Origin of the sequence: Sphingopyxis sp. BE259, assembly GCF_031457495.1 — a bacterium.
GTDB lineage: Bacteria > Pseudomonadota > Alphaproteobacteria > Sphingomonadales > Sphingomonadaceae > Sphingopyxis.
This window is the reverse complement of the sequence record NZ_JAVDWM010000001.1, coordinates 1,195,841-1,217,710: the sequence shown is the minus strand read 5'-3', so window position 1 is coordinate 1,217,710 and position 21,870 is coordinate 1,195,841. Positions and strand designations below refer to the sequence as shown.

21 protein-coding genes are annotated in these 21,870 nt (G+C 64.9%); 6 read left to right on the top strand and 15 right to left on the bottom strand.

The window, feature by feature from the left end:
• Nucleotides 1–5 precede the first annotated feature (5 nt).
• From J2X44_RS05930 to J2X44_RS05920, 3 genes are all read right to left on the bottom strand, one after another.
• Nucleotides 6–536, bottom strand: a complete 531-nt coding sequence (locus J2X44_RS05930; RefSeq protein WP_310088606.1) for a GNAT family N-acetyltransferase — start codon at nucleotides 534–536, stop codon at nucleotides 6–8.
• 32 nt (nucleotides 537–568) lie between these two features.
• Nucleotides 569–1,129, bottom strand: a complete 561-nt coding sequence (locus J2X44_RS05925; protein WP_310088605.1) for a hypothetical protein — start codon at nucleotides 1,127–1,129, stop codon at nucleotides 569–571.
• Between the two features lie 152 nt (nucleotides 1,130–1,281).
• On the bottom strand, nucleotides 1,282–2,172 hold the full coding sequence (locus J2X44_RS05920) for a metal-dependent hydrolase (protein ID WP_310088604.1): 891 nt from the start codon (nucleotides 2,170–2,172) through the stop codon (nucleotides 1,282–1,284).
• Between the two features lie 57 nt (nucleotides 2,173–2,229).
• On the opposite strand from J2X44_RS05920, the gene J2X44_RS05915 reads away from it, so the two are divergent.
• Nucleotides 2,230–2,829: a TetR family transcriptional regulator gene (locus J2X44_RS05915; protein WP_310088603.1), complete on the top strand. Its 600-nt coding sequence runs from the start codon at nucleotides 2,230–2,232 to the stop codon at nucleotides 2,827–2,829.
• A gap of 64 nt (nucleotides 2,830–2,893) precedes the next feature.
• Here J2X44_RS05915 and J2X44_RS05910 read toward each other — a convergent pair whose 3' ends face one another.
• Complete coding sequence (locus J2X44_RS05910; protein ID WP_310088602.1) at nucleotides 2,894–3,349, bottom strand: PA2169 family four-helix-bundle protein; 456 nt, start codon at nucleotides 3,347–3,349, stop codon at nucleotides 2,894–2,896.
• Between the two features lie 299 nt (nucleotides 3,350–3,648).
• On the opposite strand from J2X44_RS05910, the gene obgE reads away from it, so the two are divergent.
• From obgE to sppA, 5 genes are all read left to right on the top strand, one after another.
• Entirely contained in the window at nucleotides 3,649–4,698 is a 1,050-nt protein-coding gene (obgE, locus tag J2X44_RS05905) for a GTPase ObgE (protein WP_310088601.1), read from the top strand.
• A 50-nt stretch (nucleotides 4,699–4,748) separates the two neighbouring features.
• Nucleotides 4,749–5,555 carry a MipA/OmpV family protein gene (locus J2X44_RS05900; protein ID WP_310088600.1) on the top strand — a complete coding sequence of 269 codons (807 nt, stop codon included), beginning with the start codon at nucleotides 4,749–4,751 and terminating at the stop codon, nucleotides 5,553–5,555.
• A gap of 46 nt (nucleotides 5,556–5,601) precedes the next feature.
• Nucleotides 5,602–6,705: a glutamate 5-kinase gene (gene proB / locus J2X44_RS05895; RefSeq protein ID WP_310088599.1), complete on the top strand. Its 1,104-nt coding sequence runs from the start codon at nucleotides 5,602–5,604 to the stop codon at nucleotides 6,703–6,705.
• Nucleotides 6,706–6,722: 17 nt separating this feature from the next.
• The gene (locus tag J2X44_RS05890; protein ID WP_310089327.1) at nucleotides 6,723–7,622 is read left to right on the top strand and encodes an NAD(P)H-binding protein; all 900 of its coding nucleotides are present in this window, start codon (nucleotides 6,723–6,725) and stop codon (nucleotides 7,620–7,622) included.
• Nucleotides 7,623–7,700: 78 nt separating this feature from the next.
• The gene (sppA, locus tag J2X44_RS05885; RefSeq protein WP_310088598.1) at nucleotides 7,701–9,683 is read left to right on the top strand and encodes a signal peptide peptidase SppA; all 1,983 of its coding nucleotides are present in this window, start codon (nucleotides 7,701–7,703) and stop codon (nucleotides 9,681–9,683) included.
• A 111-nt stretch (nucleotides 9,684–9,794) separates the two neighbouring features.
• On the opposite strand, the gene J2X44_RS05880 is transcribed toward sppA, so the two are convergent.
• From J2X44_RS05880 to mdh, 11 genes are all read right to left on the bottom strand, one after another.
• Entirely contained in the window at nucleotides 9,795–10,697 is a 903-nt protein-coding gene (locus J2X44_RS05880) for an alpha/beta fold hydrolase (RefSeq protein WP_310088597.1), read from the bottom strand.
• 208 nt (nucleotides 10,698–10,905) lie between these two features.
• Nucleotides 10,906–11,538, bottom strand: coding sequence for a TRIC cation channel family protein (locus tag J2X44_RS05875; protein WP_310088596.1), 633 nt, complete (start codon nucleotides 11,536–11,538; stop codon nucleotides 10,906–10,908).
• 6 nt (nucleotides 11,539–11,544) lie between these two features.
• Entirely contained in the window at nucleotides 11,545–12,882 is a 1,338-nt protein-coding gene (locus J2X44_RS05870; protein ID WP_310088595.1) for an amidohydrolase, read from the bottom strand.
• Nucleotides 12,883–12,904: 22 nt separating this feature from the next.
• Nucleotides 12,905–14,302: a dihydrolipoyl dehydrogenase gene (lpdA, locus tag J2X44_RS05865; RefSeq protein WP_310088593.1), complete on the bottom strand. Its 1,398-nt coding sequence runs from the start codon at nucleotides 14,300–14,302 to the stop codon at nucleotides 12,905–12,907.
• A 44-nt stretch (nucleotides 14,303–14,346) separates the two neighbouring features.
• Complete coding sequence (locus J2X44_RS05860) at nucleotides 14,347–14,640, bottom strand: GIY-YIG nuclease family protein (RefSeq protein WP_310088592.1); 294 nt, start codon at nucleotides 14,638–14,640, stop codon at nucleotides 14,347–14,349.
• 121 nt (nucleotides 14,641–14,761) lie between these two features.
• Entirely contained in the window at nucleotides 14,762–15,994 is a 1,233-nt protein-coding gene (gene odhB, locus J2X44_RS05855) for a 2-oxoglutarate dehydrogenase complex dihydrolipoyllysine-residue succinyltransferase (RefSeq protein ID WP_310088591.1), read from the bottom strand.
• 32 nt (nucleotides 15,995–16,026) lie between these two features.
• A complete protein-coding gene (locus J2X44_RS05850) occupies nucleotides 16,027–18,849 on the bottom strand; it encodes a 2-oxoglutarate dehydrogenase E1 component (RefSeq protein ID WP_310088590.1) in 2,823 nt (940 codons plus the stop codon).
• Between the two features lie 82 nt (nucleotides 18,850–18,931).
• Nucleotides 18,932–19,222, bottom strand: a complete 291-nt coding sequence (locus J2X44_RS05845; protein ID WP_405053341.1) for a GIY-YIG nuclease family protein — start codon at nucleotides 19,220–19,222, stop codon at nucleotides 18,932–18,934.
• Nucleotides 19,223–19,290: 68 nt separating this feature from the next.
• The gene (gene sucD, locus J2X44_RS05840) at nucleotides 19,291–20,181 is read right to left on the bottom strand and encodes a succinate--CoA ligase subunit alpha (RefSeq protein ID WP_310088589.1); all 891 of its coding nucleotides are present in this window, start codon (nucleotides 20,179–20,181) and stop codon (nucleotides 19,291–19,293) included.
• The gene (locus tag J2X44_RS05835; RefSeq protein WP_310088588.1) at nucleotides 20,178–20,819 is read right to left on the bottom strand and encodes a hypothetical protein; all 642 of its coding nucleotides are present in this window, start codon (nucleotides 20,817–20,819) and stop codon (nucleotides 20,178–20,180) included. Before J2X44_RS05835 ends, sucD begins: the two co-directional genes overlap by 4 nt.
• Complete coding sequence (gene mdh / locus J2X44_RS05830) at nucleotides 20,819–21,781, bottom strand: malate dehydrogenase (protein ID WP_310088587.1); 963 nt, start codon at nucleotides 21,779–21,781, stop codon at nucleotides 20,819–20,821. Before mdh ends, J2X44_RS05835 begins: the two co-directional genes overlap by 1 nt.
• Between the last annotated feature and the right edge of the window lie 89 nt (nucleotides 21,782–21,870).

Here is a 21,870-nt window from a genome sequence, read left to right as displayed (position 1 = left end):
GGATTTTATCCCCCGCGCCGCCGCGCATAAATCACCACGACATGCCCAAGCGCATCGCTGTCGCCGATCCGCCGGAACCCCAGCTTCGCCGCCACCCGCTCCGACGCATCGTTGCCCGGATCGATGATGCAGCGCACCTCGGCGGCATCGAGGTTCGCATCCGCCCACCCCAGCGCCGCGCGCATCGCTTCGGTCGCAAAGCCCGCCCCCCAATGATCGGCGTCGAACGCCCAGCCCACCTCGGGCACGCCTTCCAGTTCGGGGATGCCGCGGCCGAAATAGCTGAAGCCGCCCATGCCGATCAGCGCATCGGTGGCTCGGTCGGCGAACACCCAATAGCCGAACCCCATCACCGGCCACAGCCCCGCGGAACTCAGAAACTTGCCCCAGCTGACGTCGGGTGCGCGCGGTTCGCCGCCGATGAAGCGGGTGACGCGTTCGTCGGCCCACATCGCGATATGGATGTCCTTGTCGGACAGGCGTCCGGGGCGCAGGCGCAGGCGATCGGTTTCGATGACGGGAGCGATAGTGACCATGGGCGCGGGTGTGCCGAAGCCCGCCGGGCGGGTCAATCAGGGATCAGATAATGGTCGAACAGATCGTGCAGCACGGCCTTGCCATCGACCTGCGCCTTGGCGCGCATCACCGCCAGCGTGTCGACGCGCGTCAGCACATCGACGTGCTTCAGTACGCTATGATAATGCGGCCGATTGGCGAAATCGTGAAACAGCAAGATGCAGTCGGGCTTGCAGTGGATGATCGCCTGCAACAGGCACGCGACGCGAAAGCGCCCGTCGATCAGCACCGCATCGGGGCTGCCCCCCATGCCGCGCCAGATCTGGGTATGATAGCGCGGCCAGTCGCGCAGGCGGCTTTCGTCGGTCGGATAGCCCCAGTCGCCGACCGGGCCGATGTCGGCATGGTAAGGCGTGAATTCGACCGCCTCGCCCGCAATGTCGGCCTGCACCTTGGCCAGCCAGGCGGGGTCGCTGTCGACGCTGACGATCCGCCGCAGCTGCCGCGCCGCGACCAGCGTACTGCCGCCGCAGCCGAATTCGAGCAGCGACGATAGCCCCGCCAGTTGCAGCTCCAGCTGCGTGACTTCGGCAGGCGTCATCTGTGGTTGCATGGTCCCCTCCACCGGAAGGGGGATATGGGACGCGGGACGCGGCGTCCAGTCCGGCGTCACGGTGGCGGCCAGCTTCGCCCCTGCGAACACGGAGACCCAGAGACGGGGAGAGGAGAGCCGCTCTGGATCCGCGAGTTCGCGGGAGAGATGTGTTATGCGGCGGCCAGCTCCTCACGTGGCGTCGACGCGTGGGCCGGCATCACCGCATCGGCATAATCGCTCTCATACAGCTCGATCAGCGCGCGATCGTCGTGATTCCACGGGTGGAAACCGGGCAGGAAATAGCTGAGCCACGGCAGGAAGCTTTTGCGCAGCACCCCCGGCGACCCGAGCATATACCACCAGATGCGCGCGGTGACGCGCCAGCCGGTCAGCCCGTCCTGCTTGAGCAAATTCTTCATGCCCTTGATCCGCTTCGGCCAGAAGCGGCTGGTGACAAGCAGCATCATGATCGACTTGGCGCGCCAGCGCTTGAACCGGCTCCAGTCCTTCGTCGCGTGCAGCCAGGTGTCATAAGCAACGCCCTTATGCTCGATCTCTTCGATCGCGTGCCATTTCCACAAGGCCGCCCATTCGGGTTCGGCGCCCGCATACATGGTCTCGTCGCGCAGCATCACCGATGCCATCATCGCGGTATAATGTTCGAGCGCGATCGTCGCCATCAGGTTGACGATCTGCGGCCGCGTCTTGATCAGGTCGAGCACCTGATTGACGTCGGCCTCCAACTCGCTGAGGTCGTAACCCGCTTCGGCCGCTTTCTTGTTGAACACCACATGCTCGCGGCTGTGGATTACTTCCTGCTGCGTAAAGGCCCGGATTTCGCGCGCCAGCTTGTCGGGCACGCCGTCGCGGTGCGCCTTCACTGCCTCGATGAACATCGCCTCGCCGCGCGGAAAAGTCACCGACAGCGCGGTGTGGAACGCCGAGGCGATCGGGTCGCCGTTCAACCACCAGCGACCCTGTGCGTCGTCGCGGCCAAAGCGCATGTCGCGCGGGGTGATCGACAGGTCGGCGGGGGTCGGGGAAAGGGAAAGGCTGGACATATGGGTCATACCGTCGAAAAGGGGCGATGGGGAAATGAATAGGGTTTACTTACAACCATGTCAATAGTGAAGAAGCGCCTGAGTCCCGAGGAGAGCCGGTTCGTCGCCCTTCAGGCCGCGCGCGAAATATTGATCGAAACCGGCCCGGCAGCGGTGACGTTGAAAGCCGTCGCGGCCCGCATCGACCGCACCCACGCCAATCTGCTCCATCATTTCGGCAGCGCGGCGGGCCTGCAAAAGGCGCTCGCCGCCTATCTCGCCGAAACGGTGTGCGCGACGATCGGCGAGAAAATGGCCGAATCGGCGCCGGGCGAACGCAATGTGCGCGAGATTGTCGATCTGGCCTTCGATGCGTTCGACAGCGGCGGCGCGGGCGCGCTGGCGACGTGGATGGCGGCAACGGGCAATGAAGATGCGCTCGATCCGATCGTCGAGGCCATTCACAAGCTGATCGACGGCATGGCGCCCGACGCGCACGAAAAACGCCTGATGCACGAAGATACCCTGGCGCTGGTGCTGATGGCGCTCGGCGACGCGCAGCTTGGCGGTGCCATGGCCGAAGCACTCGGCCTGCCCCGCGACACCGCACGCGCGCTGGCGTGCGAGCTCATCACCGGGCGCATCGCGAACTTCTGGGCGGCGCAAAACGCCAAATAGAAACGGCGGCCCCGACTATCGGGACCGCCGCTTCCATGCTTCTCCGGGAGGGGTGGAGAAGGTCTTAGCTGGCGTTCAGCTGATGCTTGAGCGCCGACATCTGATCATGGCCATCGCGCACCGAGGCAAAGCTGCTCTGGATCAGCTGCTGCACGGCCGGATCGAGATCGCCGTCCTTCAGCGCGCTTTCGAACTTCGCCTTGATATGATCCTCGCCGCGCTCCACCTCGGCAACGACAGCCGAATCGTCCGGGTCACCCGTCAGCGCGTCGCGAAGGCCCAGAAACGCGCGATGCGCCGATGCCAGCACCGTGCCGTCATCCTCGGGATTGCCGCCCAGTTCGCGGACCTTCGCCTGAAACGCGGCGACGATCGCCTGACGCTCGTTGGCGCGGTTCAGAAACATTTCGCGAAATTGCGCTGCATTCGCCTCTTCGGCGGCCTTGCGATAACCATCGACGCTGTCCAGCGTGGTGGCGATCAGCGAATTGAGCGTGCTGACATTCTTGTTGTCAAACATTTGAAATCCTTTCGGGAAAATTTCGGGGCAAGCATCATGCGATGCCTTAGCCACCCAACGAGCGCGAACCCGTAAAGTTGCGTCGGCCTGGCGCTGACGCAGCGCATTTCGTCGAACTGCCGACGGATGCATCACAAAACTGGTCATTTCGGCGTGCTGCGACTAAGGGGTGCGCAACCCAACCACATAGTTCGTGCCGAGCGACGTCGCCAAAGGTGACGCCGCCACATGAACAAGGACCATCGCCGACGCCGCTTCCCGCGACGCGAACGCAATGTTTTCCGCTCCGAAGGCTTCCCATGCATTTCCTCGACCAAGCAAAAATCTACATCAAATCCGGCGACGGCGGCCCCGGCGCCGTGTCGTTCCGGCGCGAGAAATATGTCGAATATGGCGGTCCCGACGGCGGCAATGGCGGCAAAGGCGGCGACATCATTTTCGAAGCGGTCGCGGGACTTAACACGTTGATCGACTTTCGCTACACCCAGCATTTCAAGGCGAAGCGCGGCACCCCCGGTTCGGGGCGCGACCGCACCGGCGCGGGTGGCCCCGACCTGGTCATCCAGGTGCCGATCGGCACCCAGATTCTCGACGATGACGAGGACCGCAGCGTGCTCGCCGACCTGACCAAGGAAGGCGAGACTATCGCCTTCCTGCGCGGCGGCGACGGCGGACGCGGCAATGCCAGTTACAAAACCAGCACCAACCGCGCCCCGCGTCAGCACGGCCCCGGTTGGCCGGGCGAGGAAAAATGGGTGTGGCTGCGGCTCAAGCTGCTCGCCGACGCCGGCCTCGTCGGACTTCCCAACGCCGGCAAATCGACCTTCATCAATGGCGTGACCAACGCGCAAGCCAAGGTCGGCGCCTATGCCTTTACCACCCTGCGTCCGCAGCTGGGCGTGGTCAGCCACAAGGGCAACGAATTTGTCGTCGCCGACATCCCCGGCCTGATCGAGGGTGCCGCCGACGGCGCCGGGGTCGGCGACCGCTTCCTCGGCCATATCGAACGCTGCCGTGTGCTGCTCCATCTGGTCGACGCCAATGACGAGGATGTCGCGACCAGCTATCGCATCGTCCGCGACGAGCTAGAGGCCTATGGCGCCGATCTGGTCGACAAGCCGGTGATCGTCGCCTTGAACAAGATCGACACGCTTGACGACGAACTGGTCGCGGCGCTCTCGGCCGAGCTGGCCGAAGAGAGCGGCCATCCCGTTATGGCGCTGTCAGGCGCGAGCGGCGCAGGCGTTCCCGCGATCCTCGACAAGCTGCTCGAAATCATCGGCCCGGAAAAACGCCCGGTCGTCCGCAATGAAGACGGCGAAGAAACGTCCAACTGGTCGCCGGTTTAGGAACGAATTGGGGCGGGGCGCCTTGTAGCATAAACAACAAGGAATTCCGGATGTTCTCTCACCGTCGTGCGATCAAGTTTCTGCTCTGCGCTTCGCCCATTCTCGGCGTTGCGTCATTCCCCGCCCATGCGCAGGACACCGCCACTGGCTCCGAAAAGCGCACCCGCGTCATCCTCGGGCCGCAGCTATCGCCGTCATGGCCGGGGTCGAAAGATCTGTCGATCGGCCCCTATGTCGATGTCTCGCGCGAACGCGAAGGCACCGAATTCACCTTCGAAGCCGCCGACGAGAGCTTTGGCGGGCCGCTCCTGCAATCCGGAAACTTCGCATTCGGACCGTCGCTGGGCTTCATCGGCAAACGCACCGCTGCTGACATTGGCGCTGATTTGCCCAAGGTCGGTTTCACGATCGAAGCTGGCGGGTTCGCGCAGGTCCATCTGACCCCCTCGCTGCGAGTGCGCGCCGAAGGCCGCAAGGCGCTGAGCGGCCACAAGGGGTGGGTCGGTGAAGTCAGCGCCGATTACATCGCGCGCGACGGCGACGACTGGCTATTTTCGATCGGCCCGCGCGTCACCCTGGGCGATGCCAAATTCACCAACGCCTATTTCGGGGTGTCTCCGGTCGCCGCCGCGACCTCTGGCCTTGCCGCCTATGATCCGGGCGGCGGCATCTATTCGGTCGGGATGACGGCAGGTTATCACCGGATGCTGGGACGCAATTGGGGCGTTGCGGTCTATGGCCGTTACGACCGCTTGATGGGCGACGCGGCGGATTCGCCGATCACGCGCCAACTGGGCAGCCGCAGCCAGCCGTCGGTCGGCGTCGCGCTCAGCTACACCTTCGGCGGCTCACGCTGACGTAATAGCATTGGCGCGGACGGCGCCGCGCGCTATCGGCGGCGTCATGTTGTTCGCGCCCTCCGCCTGTTCGCGTCTGATCGTCAAGATCGGTTCGGCGTTGCTCGTCGATCCCGACGGGACGGTGCGGCGCGACTGGCTCGTCGGCATCGCCGCCGACATCGCCGAACGGACGCGCGCGGGGCAGCAGGTGGCGGTGGTGTCGTCGGGGGCGATCGCGCTTGGCGCGCGGCGGCTGGGCCTTGCCAAGGGCGGGCGCGGGACGCTCGAAGATGCCCAGGCCGCCGCCGCAACTGGCCAGATCGCTTTGTCGCAAGTGTGGGCCGAAGTGCTGGGCGCCGAAGGGCTGACCGCGGCGCAGATGCTGGTGACCCTCGACGATCTGGAGGACCGCCGCCGCTATCTCAACGCCGCCGCGACGCTCGACCGCCTGCTCAGCCTGAACGTAGTGCCGATCATCAACGAGAATGACAGCGTCGCGACCGAGGAAATCCGTTTTGGCGACAATGATCGCCTTGCCGCGCGCGTTGCTCAAGCCGCTGCCGCAGGCGGCGTCGTGCTGCTGTCCGACATCGACGGGCTTTACGACCGCAATCCAGCCCAGCCCGGCGCCAGTCATATCGCGCGGATCGAACACATCGACGCGCGCATCGAGGCAATGGCCGATACCGGATCGGCGTCGGGCATGGGGTCGGGCGGCATGGTGTCGAAAATCGCCGCAGCGCGCATCGCCAACGCCGCGGGCGTGCATCTGGCAATCGTGTCGGGGCGGATCGACCGGCCGCTGTCGACCGCCGCGCGGCACAGCCTGTTCGTCGCCGAAAAAGGCGCGAGCGCGCGCAAGGCGTGGCTCGCAGGCGGGCTGACCGCCAAGGGACGGCTGACGATCGATGCCGGCGCGGCGCGCGCATTGCGTGGCGGTGCGAGCCTGCTCGCCGCTGGAGTCACCGAGGTGACGGGCAGCTTTGCCCGCGGCGACGTGCTGGACATCGTCGGCCCCGACGGGGCGGTTATCGCACGCGGATTGTCCGAATATCCCGCCGCCGATGCCGCCGCGATCACCGGCCTTGGCCGCGACGCGCAGGAAGCGGCGCTCGGCTATGCGCCAAGAAGTGCGATGGTCCACCGCGATCATATGGTGCTGTTGTGACCCAGCCCGTGCTGGCGATGACCGGCGCGACCGGCTTTGTCGGCGGCGCAACGATGCGGCAGGCGATCGACGCGGGGTGGCACGTCCGCGCCCTCGCCCGCCGTCCGCAGGCCGAACAAGAGGGCGTGACGTGGATCGCGGGGGCGCTCGACAAGCCCGACAGCCTTGCCGAAATGGTCGCGGGCAGCGACGTCGTGATGCATATCGCCGGGGTGGTCAACGTGCCGACTCGCGCCGCTTTCGAAGCAGGCAATGCGACCGCGACGGGCCATGTCATCGACGCGGCGCACAGCGCAGGCGTCACGCGCTTCGTCCATGTCTCCTCGCTCGCGGCGCGCGAGCCCGACCTCTCCGATTATGGCTGGTCGAAGGAGCGCGCTGAGATCATCGTCCAGGGCAGCGGTCTCGACTGGACGATCGTCCGCCCGCCGGCGGTGTTCGGCCCCGGCGACGCCGAAATGCTCGACCTGTTCCGCATGGCGCGGCGCGGCATCGCGCTGTTGCCGCCCAGCGGCCGCATGTCGGCGATTTACGTCGACGATCTGGCACGCTTGCTCGTCGCGCTGGCGGGCGATCATGGCCCCAGCATCCACGCAACCTATGAGCCCGACGATGGCGAAGTCGATGGCTGGACCCACCGCGGCTTCGCCCGCGCGATCGGCCGCGCGGTCGGGCGCAGTCATGTCGCAGCGCTCGCGGTACCCGCGGCGGTGCTGAAGGCGGGCGGGCGGATCGACAAGCTGGTGCGCCGCAGCCGCGCCAAGCTGACCCCCGACCGCGCGCGCTACATCGCCCACCCCGACTGGGTCGCGACCACCGGCGCACAGCCCCCCGCCGCGCTATGGCGGCCCGAGCGCGACACCGACGACGCGCTCGCCGAAACGGTGCGCTGGTATCGCCGCGAAGGCTGGCTCTGACGTCGCCGATAGGGCTGGGTTGCCCGCCGGTCGAAGCGTGCATTGCCAAGGGCGGAGCGCATCCCTAGGTTTGCACGTATGACCGACACCGCCACCACCACCCCGAACGATCCCGCCGGCCCCTGGGCTATTCCCGTGCGCCGCCCGCTGCCCGGCGACGACAAGCCCAAATCGACGACGAGTTTTCCGCGCAAGGTTTGGAAACTGCTGGTCGCGATCAAGGACGCGCTCGCGCTCATCTTTCTGCTGCTGTTCTTCGTCGTTCTGTTCGGCCTGCTTGCCGGACGCCCCAATGCCGGGCTGCCGGTCAGCGAAGGTGCGCTGCTGATCGAACTCGACGGCGTGGTCAGCGAACAACCCGCCGAGGTCGATACCGTCACCGCGCTGTCGGGCGGCAACCAGCTGCAGGAAATCCGCGTCCGCGACGTCGTCCACGCGCTGGAAAGCGCCGCCGACGACAAGCGCGTCACCTCGGTGGTGCTCGATCTCGACCGCTTCCTTGGTGGCGGGCAAGTCTCGCTCGCCGAAATCGGCACCGCGATCGACAAGGTCCGCGCCAAGAAGAAACCGGTGCTGGCCTTTGCCACCGCCTACACCACCGACAGCTACCAGATCGCATCGCACGCCAGCGAAATCTGGGCCGACAGCGTCGGCGGCGTCGCCATCGCCGGTCCCGGCGGATCGCGCCTCTATTACAAAGGGTTGATGGACCGCCTTGGCATCACCGCGAACATCTATCGCGTCGGCACCTTCAAGAGCGCGGTCGAACCCTTCCTGCGCGGCGACCAGTCGCCCGAGGCGAAGGAGGCCAATCTCGCCTATGCCAGCGTGCTGTGGGACAATTGGCTGAGCGACGTCAAAAAGGCGCGTCCAAAGGCCAAGATCGACGCCTATATCGCCGACACCGCGGGCGCGGTGCGCGCTGCGGGCAATGACATGTCAAAGGCGTCGCTCGACGCCGGGCTGATCGACAAGCTCGGCAGCCGCATGGCGTTCAACACCCGCGTCGCCGAAATCAGCGGCGCCTATGACGACAGCAAGCCGTGGGAATATAATGCGATCCCGCTGGAAAACTGGGTCGCCGCCAACCCGCCTGAACAAAAGGGCAGCGCGATCGCGGTCGTTCCCGTGGTCGGCGAAATCATCGATGGCGAGGCACCGACCGGCACCGCGGGCGGTGCCACCATCGCCCAGCATATCCTCGACGCGGCGGCAGACAGCAGCACCAAGGCGATCGTGCTGCGCGTCGATTCGCCCGGCGGATCGGTGCTGGCGTCGGAGGAAATTCGTCAGGCGCTGCTCGCCGCCAAGGCCAAGAAATTGCCGGTCGTCGTGTCGATGGCCAATGTCGCGGCATCGGGCGGCTATTGGATCTCGACCCCCGCCGACCGCATCTTTGCCGAGCCCGAGACGATCACCGGGTCGATTGGGGTGTTCGGCATCCTGCCCAGTTTCGAACAGGCGCTCGCCAAGATCGGGGTCACCGCCGACGGCATCGCGACGACGCCGCTGTCGGGCCAGCCCGACGTGTTTGGCGGCGTGAACGAAGAATTCAACGCGCTGGCGCAGGCGAGCGTCGAGGACATCTATGTGCGCTTTACCGGGCTGGTCGCGAAAAGCCGTAAGCAGCCGCTCGACAAGGTTCAGGCAATCGCCGAAGGCCGCGTCTGGGCGGGCGGCACCGCGCGCCAGCTGGGCCTGGTCGATCAATTCGGCGGCCTGCCCGCGGCGCTGGCGGCAGCGGCGAAACTCGCCAAGGTAGAGGGCGACTTCCACGCCAAATATTATGAGGAAGAGCCAAGCGAATTTGCCAAGATGCTCGCCAATTGGGGCAAGAGCGAAGAAGAAACCGCCGCCGCCCCGCGCGGCTGGTTCGGCATCGCGGCGATGAACCGCCAGCTGACCGAACGGCGACTGATGCAGGATATGGCGCTGCTGACCCAGACGGGTTCGGTGCAGGCCGCATGCCTCGACTGCCGCGGCTATCTGCCCGCGGTGCCACGGGCGGGCGCGGCCGAGGCGAAGGGGTTCCTGGCGACGGTAGCGATGCTATTGAAATAACCTCTCGTCATTGCGAGGAGCGAAGCGACGCGGCAATCCAGAGTGCGTGTAAACCGCCCTGGATTGCTTCGCTTCGCTCGCAATGACGAAATTGAGGAATACCGCTGGCCCTTACGCCGCCACCCCAACGCCCTTCGCATGCTCGGCGATGGCATCCGCCAGCGTGTCGACCAGTGCCAGCGGCAGGTCATGCCCCATCCCCGGGATCGTCATCAACCGCGCCCCCGCGATATTCTCTGCCGTATCGCGCCCCGCGGCGAGCGGCACCAGCGGATCATCCTCGCCATGCACGACCAAGGTCGGCGCGGTGATCGATTTCAGCAGGTCGCGGCGGTCACCATCGGCGACGATCGCCGCCATCTGCCGCGCGACGCCTTGCGGATACCAGCCGCGTTCGAAATCGGCGCGGACGCGGCGTTGCAGCCGTTCCTCGGCGGCGGGATAGGCCGGGCTGCCGATCACCCGCGCGGTGCGGACCGAATAGGCGATTAGCGCTTCGGGATCGCCGCTCATCGGGCGGTTCGCCAGCGCCTGCATTGCTTCCTTGCGCGCCCGCGGCAGGCGGCGGTTGCCGGTGCTCGACATGATCGAAGTCAGCGACAGCGTGCGATCGGGGTAGCGCGCCGCGATATGCTGCGAAATCATGCCGCCCATCGATGCCCCGACGATATGCGCGCGGTCGATCGCCAGATGATCGAGCAAAGCGATGCCGTCGGCGGCCATATCGGCGAGCGTATAGGCGGGCCGCACCGGCAATCCGATCGCCGCCTTCACGAACATCCATTTCAGGTTCGGCACCCCCGCGGCGTCGAAGCGCGTCGACAGGCCGACGTCGCGATTGTCGTAGCGGATGGTGCGAAAGCCATGCGCGTTCAGCGCATCGACAAACTCGTCGGGCCACAAAGTCAGCTGCCCGCCCAGGCCCATCACCAGCAGGATGACCGGCGCGTCGCGCGGTCCCTTGTCCTCATAAGTGATATGGATGCCGTTGGCGGTCGTTTGCGCGATGGTCATGCTGCAGAAATCCTTTGGCCGGTTTTCCTTAGCATGGCGCAGTTGACGCGAACGTCAAGCCGGGTCGCTGAGCATCATGGTTTGGATCAGCATCCTCATCGTCCGTTTGTGTCGAGCAAAGTCGAGACACGCTGAGTTCGTGCCCGCCTTCGCGTGTCTCGACTTCGCTCGACACGAACGGAAGGTGGTCAGATTTAGCGCACTTGCCCTAATCCCCTGTCTTGGGATCGCGATAGGCGGGCAGCGCCAGCGACCAGCGGATCGCCGCTCCGCGCAGGATGAACCCGGCGACCGCACCGACCACCGCCGCCACCGGCGTCCCCGTCCCCAGCCACAAGAGCAGCAGGAACAATCCCGACGCCAGCGCCGCCGCAGTGACATAGATTTCGGGGCGCACGATAATCGATGGCACCCCCGCCAAGATGTCGCGGATGGTGCCGCCGACGCAGCCGGTGATGACCCCCATCAACAGCGCCGGGGCAGGCGGCACCCCCCAAGCCAGCGCCTTGGCAGTGCCGAACACGGCGTAGGCCGCCAGCCCGACGGCATCGGCCCATTCGAGCAATTGCCCCTGCCACCAGCGTTCGGGGGTGATCCACACGATCAGCGCGATCGCGATGCACACCGCCGAAATCGCGCCGTCCTGCACCCAGAACACCGGCGCACCGATCAGCAGGTCGCGCACGCTGCCGCCGCCGACCCCGGTGACCAGCGCGAAAAAGGCGGCGGTGACCAATGTCTGGCGCAGCCGCACCGCCATCAACGCGCCCGACAAGGCAAACACGCCGATCCCCGCCAGGTCGAGCAGGCGGACGATCAGCGCATTGTCGAAATCGAACATGGGCGCTTACTTCGCGCCCGGCCGCACTCCGCCGATCACCGACAGGACGATGGCCGACACCGCGCCGCGGATCACCGGCTCGGCCTGGGGGGCAAAGAAGGGCGAATGGTTGGTCGGGATCGGCTGGCCCTTGGCCTTCAGATCGGCGAGCACCGCGGGATCATAGCCGCCGATCGCAAAATAGAGCGACGGGATGCCGGCATCGACAAACTCCGAATAATCCTCGCTCGCCGAAACCGGCGCGGCGCTGGCGGGCGCGAACAGCAATTTGTCGCCGAATACCGGTTTCAGGATTTCAAAGCCATTGGCCGCCATCGACTCGTCGTTCACCAGACTGGCGGTGCCGGTCAGATAGGTGATCGTCGGTTCGGGCGCATTGCCCATCATCGCCGCCGCCTTGGCCGACCGCTCGGCGCCCGAGCGCAGCAACTGGCGCACCTCGGGGGTCAGCGAGCGGATATTGACCTTCACCTCGGCGCTGTCGGGGATGATGTTCGGGGCGCTGCCCGCGTTGATCGCGCCGATGGTCAGCACGCCGAACGCATAGGGATCCTTTTCGCGGCTGATCACCGTTTGCACATCGGTGACGAAGCGCGCCGCGATCGGGATCGGGTCGAGCGTCGCCGACGGCATCGAGCCATGACCGCCGCGGCCATGAAAGGTGATCGAATAGCTGTCAGAGGCCGAGAAAGCCGTCCCCGCCTTGATCCCCACCGTGCCGGTCGGGCCGTTCAGCACATGCGCGGCAAAGCCATAATCGGGTTTGGGAAAGCGCGTCAGCAGCCCGTCGTCGAGCATCGCTTTCGCGCCCTTCAAAATCTCCTCGGCGGGCTGGCCGATCAGCACCACGGTGCCCGACCAGCTGTCGCGCATTGTGCTCAGCGCCTGCGCGACCCCGACCAGATAGGCGACATGGGTGTCATGGCCGCAGGCGTGCATGACCGGCACATCCTTGCCCTCATAATTCGCGCGCGCCTTGCTCGCCCACGCGAGCCCGGTCTTTTCCTCCATCGGCAGCGCGTCCATGTCGGCGCGAATCAGGATGGTCGGACCTTCGCCATTTTTGAGTACGCCGACGACGCCGGTCCCGCCGACCTTTTCGGTCACGGTAAAGCCCGCTTTGCGGAGGTGCTGAGCGAGGATCCCCGCGGTGCGAACCTCCTGCATTCCGAGTTCGGGGTTCTGGTGCAAATCGCGGTAGAGCGCATCGAGCGCCGGGTAATTCTTATCGAGCAGCGCGGTCAGCCGCGCGTTGGCGGCATTCAGGTCGGGCGCCGCCTGCGCGCTGGTGGCGGTGAGGGAGAGGGTCAGCGAAGCCGCTGCCCAGAGCCAATGCTTCGCCATAATCTCTCTCCCCCTTATTGCCTCAGACGTGGATCGGCTTGCCCGTCACCGCCATCGCGGCTTCCTTGATCGCCTCGCTGTGCGTCGGGTGCGCGTGGCAGGTGTAGGCGATGTCTTCGGACGTCGCGCCAAATTCCATCGCCTGCGCCGCCTGCGCGATCATCGTGCCGGCAACGCTGGCGATGCACCACACGCCCAGCACGCGGTCGGTCTTGGCGTCGGCGATGATCTTTACAAAACCGTCGGGCTCATGGTTGGTCTTGGCGCGGCTGTTGCCTGCCATCGGAAACTTGCCGACCTTGACCTCACACTTTTCCTTCGCTTGCTCCTCGGTCAGGCCAACCCCGGCGATTTCGGGCCAGGTATAGACGACCGAAGGAATCACATCATGGTTCACAATGCCGGTCTGGCCCGCGATATTCTCGGCGCAGGCGATGCCCTCGTCCTCGGCCTTGTGCGCGAGCATTGGGCCGGGGATGACGTCGCCGATCGCCCAGATGCCCGGCACCTGCGTCGAGAAATCATGGTCGGTTTCGATCTGGCCGCGCGCATTGACCGCCAGCCCCGCCTTGTCGAGCGCGAGGCCGTCAGTGTTCGGGCGCCGCCCGATCGACACCAGCACGACATCGGCCTCCAGCGTCTCCGCCGCGCCGCCCGCGGCGGGTTCAAGCGTCAACACGGCCTTCTTGCCCTTCACCGCCGCGCCGGTGACCTTGGTCTTCAGCTTGAATTCGATGCCCTGTTTTTTGAAGATGCGGTTGGCATCCTTGCGGATATCGGCGTCCATGCCGGGCAGGATCTGGTCGAGAAATTCGACGCAAGTAACGCTGGCGCCCAGACGGCGCCACACGCTGCCAAGTTCCAGCCCGATCACGCCGCCGCCGATGACGACCATATGGCCCGGCACCTTGGCCAGTTCGAGCGCGCCGGTCGAATCGACGATGACCTGCTTGTCGTTATCGACCTCGACGCCGGGCAGCGGGGTGACCGACGAACCGGTCGCGATGATAATGTTCTTGGCGCGATAGGTCTTGCCTGCAACCTCGACGCTGTCCTTGCCGGTGAACGCCGCATAGCCTTTCAGCCAGTCGACCTTGTTCTTTTTGAACAGGAATTCGATCCCCGCCGTCAGCCCCTTGACCGCGTCGACACGCTGCGCGTGCATCGCGGGCAGGTTGAGCTTCGGGGTCACGTCGATCCCCATCTTCGCCATCGCTCCGTTCGCCGCGGCGTCATAATATTCCGACGCGTGAAGCATCGCCTTCGACGGGATGCAGCCGACGTTGAGGCAGGTGCCACCCAGCGTCGCGCGGCCATCGGCGCAGGCAGTCTTGAGGCCGAGCTGCGCCGCGCGGATCGCCGCGACATAACCGCCGGGACCGGCACCGATGACAAGGACGTCGTAGTCGTAATCAGCCATAACTCACTCCGTTTGCGTTCCTGCGAACGCAGGAACCCAGGGCGTCAAAGCGAAAGCCTGTCGAACAAATCCAGCCATTGTGGATTGTCCCGTTCGATCAGTTCAACCTTCCACGCCCGCTTCCATTTCTTCATTTGCAGCTCGCGATGCCGAGCCTGCTGAATGTCATCAAATGCTTCGTACCAGACCAACGTGTGGCAACCATATTTCTTGGTGAAACTTTCCACCACCCCGTTGCGATGCTGCCACACTCGGGCCAGCAAGTCGCTGGTAACGCCCAGATATAACGTGCCGTTTCGGGCACTGGCCATCAGATAGAGATAGCCTCGCCGCGTCATTCCGTACCTTCGTGTTCCTGCGCACGCAGGAACCCAGGGTCAGATTGCACCGTCATTTCATCCTACCCTGGACTCCTGCATTCGCAGGAGAACAGCTAAACTATCTCCGGTTCACACCGCCTTACAAATCGATCAGCAACCGCGTCGGATCCTCGATCGCTTCCTTGATCGTCTTGAGGAAGGTGACCGCCTCGCGGCCGTCGATCAGGCGGTGGTCATAGCTCATCGCGATATACATCATCGGGCGGATCACGATCTGACCATCGCGGACGACCGGGCGATCCTCGATACGGTGGAGGCCGAGCACAGCCGACTGCGGCGGGTTGATGATTGGGGTCGACATCAGGCCGCCGAATACGCCGCCGTTCGAAATGGTAAAGGTGCCGCCGGTCATGTCGTCCATGGTCAGCGTGCCGTCCTTGGCGCGCTTGCCGAGGTCGGCGATCGCCTTTTCGATCTCGGCAAAGCTCATCGCGTCGGCGTTGCGCACGACCGGGACGACCAGGCCATTGGGGGCGCTGACCGCGACCGAGACGTCGAGATAGTCGTGATAGACGATCTCGTCGCCGTCGATGCGCGCGTTGACCGCCGGAATATCATGCGCGGCGAGCGCGACCGCCTTGGTGAAAAAGCTCATGAAGCCAAGGCGCACGCCGTGCTTTTTCTCGAAAGTCTCGCGATATTTGTCGCGCGTCGCCATCACCGCTGACATATCGACGTCGTTGAACGTCGTCAGCATCGCGGCGGTGTCCTGCGCCGCTTTCAACCGCTTGGCGATCGTCTGGCGCATCCGCGTCATCTTGACGCGTTCCTCGCGACGGCCCGGCACACCCGATGCGGCAGGAGCGGCCGCCACGGCGGGCGCAGCAGGCGGCGCCGCTTCGGGCGCCGCATTGGCGGCGGCGAGCACGTCTTCCTTGGTCAGGCGGCCGTCCTTGCCGGTGCCCTTGATCTTGCTGGGGTCAAGGCCATGTTCGAGCACCAGGCGGCGTACCGCAGGCGACAGCGTCGTCACCGAATCTTCGCTGGCGGTGGCGGGCGCAGGGGCAGCAGCTTCGGCCTTGGCTGCGAGGGCGGCTACCGGAGCCGCAGCAGGTGCCGGGGCAGCCGCAGCGCCGCCTGCTTCGATCGTCGCGATGACCGCGCCGACGTTGACGGTATCGCCGACCGCGACGACCTGCTGGCCCATCACCCCAGCCACCGGCGACGGCACTTCGACCGCAACCTTGTCGGTTTCAAGGCTGGCGATCGGCTCGTCGATCGCGACGGCTTCGCCCGGCTGTTTCAGCCATTCGCCGATCGTCGCTTCGGTGACGCTTTCGCCCAGCGTGGGAACTTTGACTTCGGTGCTCATGGATGCATTTCCTTGGGAGGCTTCAGCTCGGATCAGGCTTTGTTCTTGCTGCGGCGGATTTCGGCGCGGACGCTCAGGCCGAGCGCATCGGCGACCAGCGCCGCCTGCTCGGTCTGGTGGCGGCTCATCAGGCCCGTGGCGGGCGATGCCGCGGCGGTGCGGCCGGCGTAGCGCGGCCGCATGCCCTTTTTACCCGCGGCGGTCAGCGCGTCCTCGATGAACGGCTCGACGAACGACCAGCCGCCATTGTTGCGCGGCTCTTCCTGCGCCCAGACGACGTCTTCCAGCTTCGGCATCCGCTTCAGCCGCACCGCGAGCGGGTCGCCGGGGAACGGATAAAGCTGTTCGATGCGGATCACCGTGGTGTCGGTCAGCCCCGCGGCGTCGCGCGCTTCCATCAAATCGTAACCGACCTTGCCCGAACACAGCACGACGCGCTTGGTGTCGGCGTCGGCGGGCGGGGTGCGGTCGGACATGATGCGGCGGAAATGCGCGTCGCCGATGAAGTCGCTGCGCTGCGACACTGCCAGCTTGTGACGGAGCAGCGATTTGGGGGTCATGATGATCAGCGGCTTGCGGAACGGGCGCAGCATCTGGCGGCGCAGGACGTGGAAATAGTTCGACGGGGTCGAAATATTGCACACCTGGATATTGTCGCCGGCGCACAGTTGCAGGAAGCGTTCGAGGCGCGCCGAGCTATGCTCCGGCCCCTGCCCTTCGTACCCGTGCGGCAGCAGCATCACGAGCCCGTTGGCGCGCAGCCACTTGGCCTCGCCCGACGCAATGAACTGGTCGATCATGATCTGCGCGCCGTTGGCGAAATCCCCGAACTGCGCTTCCCACAGCACCAGGCTCTTCGGATCGGCCATCGCATAGCCATATTCGAACCCGAGCACGCCATATTCGGACAGCGGGCTGTCGAGCACCTCGAACCGGCCATGCGGCACGGTGGTCAGCGGCACATATTTGCGCTCGTCCTTCTGATCGACCCAAACGGCATGGCGCTGGCTGAAGGTGCCGCGCCCCGAATCCTGTCCCGACAGGCGGACCTGATAGCCTTCGCTGAGCAGGGTGCCGAACGCGAGCTGTTCGGCGGTCGACCAGTCGAACACTTCCTTGTCGCTCTTGTCGGCGAACATCGCGCCGCGCGCGTCGATCACCCGGCGGAGTGTCTTGTGGACATCGAGATCGTCGGGGACCGTCGTCATGATCCGGCCGATCGAATCGAACAATTTGTCCGAAACCCCGGTCGAGATGTTGCGGCGGGCGTTTTCGGGATCGGCGGGGGCGTGCAGGCCCGACCAACGCCCGGCGAACCAGTCGGCCTTGTTCGGCTTGTAGCTCTTGGCGCCCTCGAAATCATCTTCCAGCCGCGCGATGAACTCGGCGCGGCGGGCATCGGCCCAGCCCGCGTCGATCACGCCTTCGCTTTCCAGCTTGGCGGCGCACAGCTGCGACACCGGAGGATGCTTGCGAATGCGGTCGTACATGAGCGGCTGGGTGAATGATGGTTCGTCGCCCTCGTTATGGCCGAAGCGGCGATAGCACCACATGTCGATGACGACGTCGCGCTTGAACTGCTGGCGGAAATCGATCGCGAGCTTGCAGGCAAAGGTGACCGCTTCGGGATCGTCGCCATTGACGTGCAGGATCGGCGCCATCACGCCCTTCGCCACGTCCGACGGATAGGGCGACGAGCGCGCATATTGCGGGCTGGTGGTAAAGCCGATCTGGTTGTTGACGATGAAGTGGATACAGCCGCCGGTGTTGTAACCGCGGATGCCCGAGAAGCCGAGGCATTCCCACACGATCCCCTGGCCCGCGAACGCCGCGTCACCGTGGATCAGCACCGGCAGCACCTGTTCATGCTTGGTGAGGTCATCGCGCACCACCTGCTGCGCGCGCACCTTGCCCAGCACGACCGGATCGACTGCTTCGAGATGCGACGGATTGGGGACCAGCGACATATGCACCGACGCGCCGCCGAACTCGCGGTCGGTCGAGGTGCCGAGGTGATATTTGACATCGCCCGACCCGCCGATGTCGTCGGGGTTGGCGCTGCCGCCCGCAAATTCGTGGAAGATGATCTTGTACGGCTTCGCCATGACGTTCGCGAGCATGTTGAGCCGCCCGCGGTGCGCCATGCCGTACACAATTTCGCGCACGCCATATTGGCCGCCATATTTGATGATGGCTTCCATCGCAGGGATCATGCTCTCGCCGCCGTCGAGGCCGAAACGCTTGGTCCCGACATATTTTTTGGCGAGGAATTTCTCCCACTCCTCGGCCTCGATCACCTTGTTCAGGATGGCACGTTTGCCCTCGACCGAAAATTCGATGATCTTGTCGGCGCCTTCCATCCGTTCCTGCAGGAACTGCCGTTCTTTCAGGTCGGCGATGTGCATATATTCCAGGCCGACATTGCCGCAATAATTGGCGCGCAGGATCGCGACGATCTCGCGGATCGTTGCTTTCTCCAGCCCCAGTGTCCCCCCGATATAGACCGGGCGGTCCTGATCAGCGCCGACAAAGCCATGATATTCGGGGGTCAGGTCGGCGGGCAATTCGCGGGTGCTGAGCCCCAGCGGATCGAGATTGGCGGCCAGATGCCCGCGCACCCGATAGGTCCGGATCAGCATCATCGCGCGGATCGAATCATTCGCGGCGCGTTCGACTTCGGCGTTCGACAGCGGCGCGCCGCCCTTCGCAGCGGCGGCCTTGACCGCGACCTGCATCTGCTGCGGATCAAGGCCCGCGGTCAGGTCGTCGCTGTCGATCTGGGGCCAGTTCTTCGGCGCCCAGCTGGGACCAGCCTGCGGCTCGTCGATGTCAAAGCTCTGTCGTTCGAGGTTCATAATTCCAAACCCTTCGTGCCCCTGCGAAGGCAGGGGCCCATCACCGGCCGTTGAATGATTGCACCCGCGCTGGTGACCTTCATCACCATTGGATCTCGAACCATAAATCCCGCCATTCAGGATTCATGTCCTCGATCATGCGGACCTTCCAACTGCGTTTCCATTTCTTGATCTGCCATTCACGCTTGCGCGCTTCCTGCAAATCCTCATGCACTTCAAACCAAACCAATAACGTACAGCCGTGGGACTTCGTAAATCCTTCGATCAACATCTCGCGGTGTTGAAAGACACGCTGCACCAAAATCGCGGTCGATCCCGTATAGATGGCGCCGTTTTTGCGATTCGCCATCATATAGACCGCGCCGCCCTTCATGACTCACCGCGATGGGTGATGGGCCCCTGCCTTCGCAGGGGCACAGGCATGAGAGAGCGGCGCGGACCTCAAACGCGTTCTTTCAGCACTTCGGCCAGCGTCGAACCGAGTTCGGACGGGCTAGCCGACATGGTGATGCCCGCGGCTTCCATTGCCGCGATCTTGCTTTCGGCGTCGCCCTTGCCGCCCGACACGATCGCACCGGCATGGCCCATGCGGCGGCCCGGGGGCGCGGTGCGGCCCGCGATGAAGCCGGCCATCGGCTTTTTGCGGCCGCGCTTCGCTTCGTCGATCAGGAACTGCGCCGCCTGTTCCTCGGCGTCGCCGCCGATTTCGCCGATCATGATGATCGACTTGGTCGCCTCGTCGGCGAGAAAGAGTTCGAGGACGTCGATGAAATTGGTGCCGTTGACGGGGTCGCCGCCGATGCCGACCGCGGTCGTCTGACCCAGACCCGCATTGGTCGTCTGGAAAACCGCTTCATAGGTGAGCGTGCCCGAGCGCGAGACGACGCCGACGCTGCCCTTTGAAAAGATGCTGCCGGGCATGATGCCGATCTTGCATTCGCCGGGGGTCAGCACGCCGGGGCAATTCGGACCGATCAGGCGCGATTTCGAGCCCGACAGCGCGCGCTTCACCTTGACCATGTCGAGCACCGGAATGCCCTCGGTGATGCAGACGATCAGCTCCATCTCGGCGTCGATCGCCTCGAGGATCGAGTCGGCGGCGAACGGCGGCGGCACATAGATGCAGCTCGCGGTCGCGCCGGTCGCGGCCTTCGCTTCCTCGACCGTGTTGAAGTTCGGCAGTCCGATATGGGTCGTGCCGCCCTTGCCCGGCGTCACGCCGCCGACCATCTGCGTGCCATAGGCCAGCGCCTGTTCGGTGTGGAAAGTGCCGGTGGCGCCGGTCATTCCTTGCGTGATGACCTTGGTATTCTTGTCGATGAGGATGCTCATTTAATGTTTCCAGTCAGTCGGGCGGCCAAGTGGACGCGGTTACCAGGGGTATAATCGCTTGAAGCCATGCTGGCCGCGCTGACGATGAACGGCTTTCCGTCCAAAGTGGCCGACCATTCGGGCGTGAAATATCTTCTGGGCTTGCCCTTTTTGTCGAAGGCATCAGCCGCATTCGCCGGAGCGCCAAATTTGACCTCCATCGCGGCAATCAGCGCGTCCCGGTCGGGCAGATTGTTAACATAGAAAACGGCGCTACACTGCGCTTGCGGCGCAACGAAAAATCCGTCGGTGATCGACACGACCAAGCCCACCCCGTGCCAGATGGCAAGCTCGATCGGCGGATCCTTCTTCGTCCCGGCAACGGTGAAGGGCTTAGCCTCGAGGCCCTTTGCTGCAGCCAGTCCAGCGACCGCGTCCTGAGGCCTCCCCGTATCAGGCAGACAGACAGAGCCGAACAGTTCGACCATGTCCGCGGGCGCCGTGTCCGTCGCTGCGGGCGCCGCCGCAGTCGGTCCACCGAATTGCAGCGTGGTCGTCCGCCCTCGGTCGTCGAGCCACATTGCGCCGTTCTGGGCGAGCACCGGCATCGCGGCAGCGATGCCGAATCCGGCCGCGAGCAAGATCGAAGCGACGCGCATCAGCCGAGGCTGGGATCCAGCGCCTTGCACGCGTCGAGCAGTTCCTTGACCGCGTCGACCGACACCTGCAGGCCCGCCTTGTCTTCGGCGTCGAGTTCGATCTCGACGATCTTCTCGACCCCGCCCGCACCGATCATCACCGGCACGCCGACATACAGGCCGTCGAGGCCGTACTGGCCATCGACATAGGCCGCGCACGGCAGGATGCGCTTCTGGTCACCCAGATAGGCCTCGGCCATCGCGATGCCGCTGGCTGCGGGTGCGTAGAAGGCCGAACCGGTGCCGAGCAGCGCGACGATCTCGCCGCCACCGCCGCGGGTGCGCTTGACGATCGCGTCGATCTTTTCCTGGCTCGACAGGCCCATCTTCACGAGGTCGGGAACGGGGATGCCGTTGACGGTCGAATAGCGGACGACGGGGACCATCGTGTCGCCATGGCCGCCGAGCACGAAGGTGTTCACATCCTTCACCGACACCTCGAATTCGTCGGCGATGAAGTGGCTGAAGCGCGCCGAATCGAGGACACCGGCCATGCCGACGACCTTGTTGTGCGGCAGACCCGAAAATTCGCGCAGCGCCCACACCATGGCGTCGAGCGGATTGGTGATGCAGATGACGAAAGCGTCGGGGGCGTTGGCCTTGATGCCTTCGCCGACGGCCTTCATGACCTTCAGGTTGATACCGAGCAGGTCGTCGCGGCTCATCCCCGGCTTGCGGGCGACACCCGCAGTGACGATGATCACATCGGCGCCCGCAATATCGGCATAATCGTTCGAGCCGGTGATCTTCGCGTCAAAGCCCGCGATCGGGCCAACCTGCGACAGGTCGAGCGCCTTGCCCTGCGGCACGCCTTCAACGACATCGAACAGGACGACGTCGCCGAGTTCCTTTTGCGCGGCGAGCAGCGCCAGCGTTCCGCCGATATTCCCGGCTCCGATCAATGCGATCTTCTTGCGTCCCATGGCGCGCGGCACTCCCTTCCTGGCAAGCCCGGCAATGCTTCACAGACCGGCGGCACACGGGCTAAAGTGCCATGTCGATCCCAAGACTG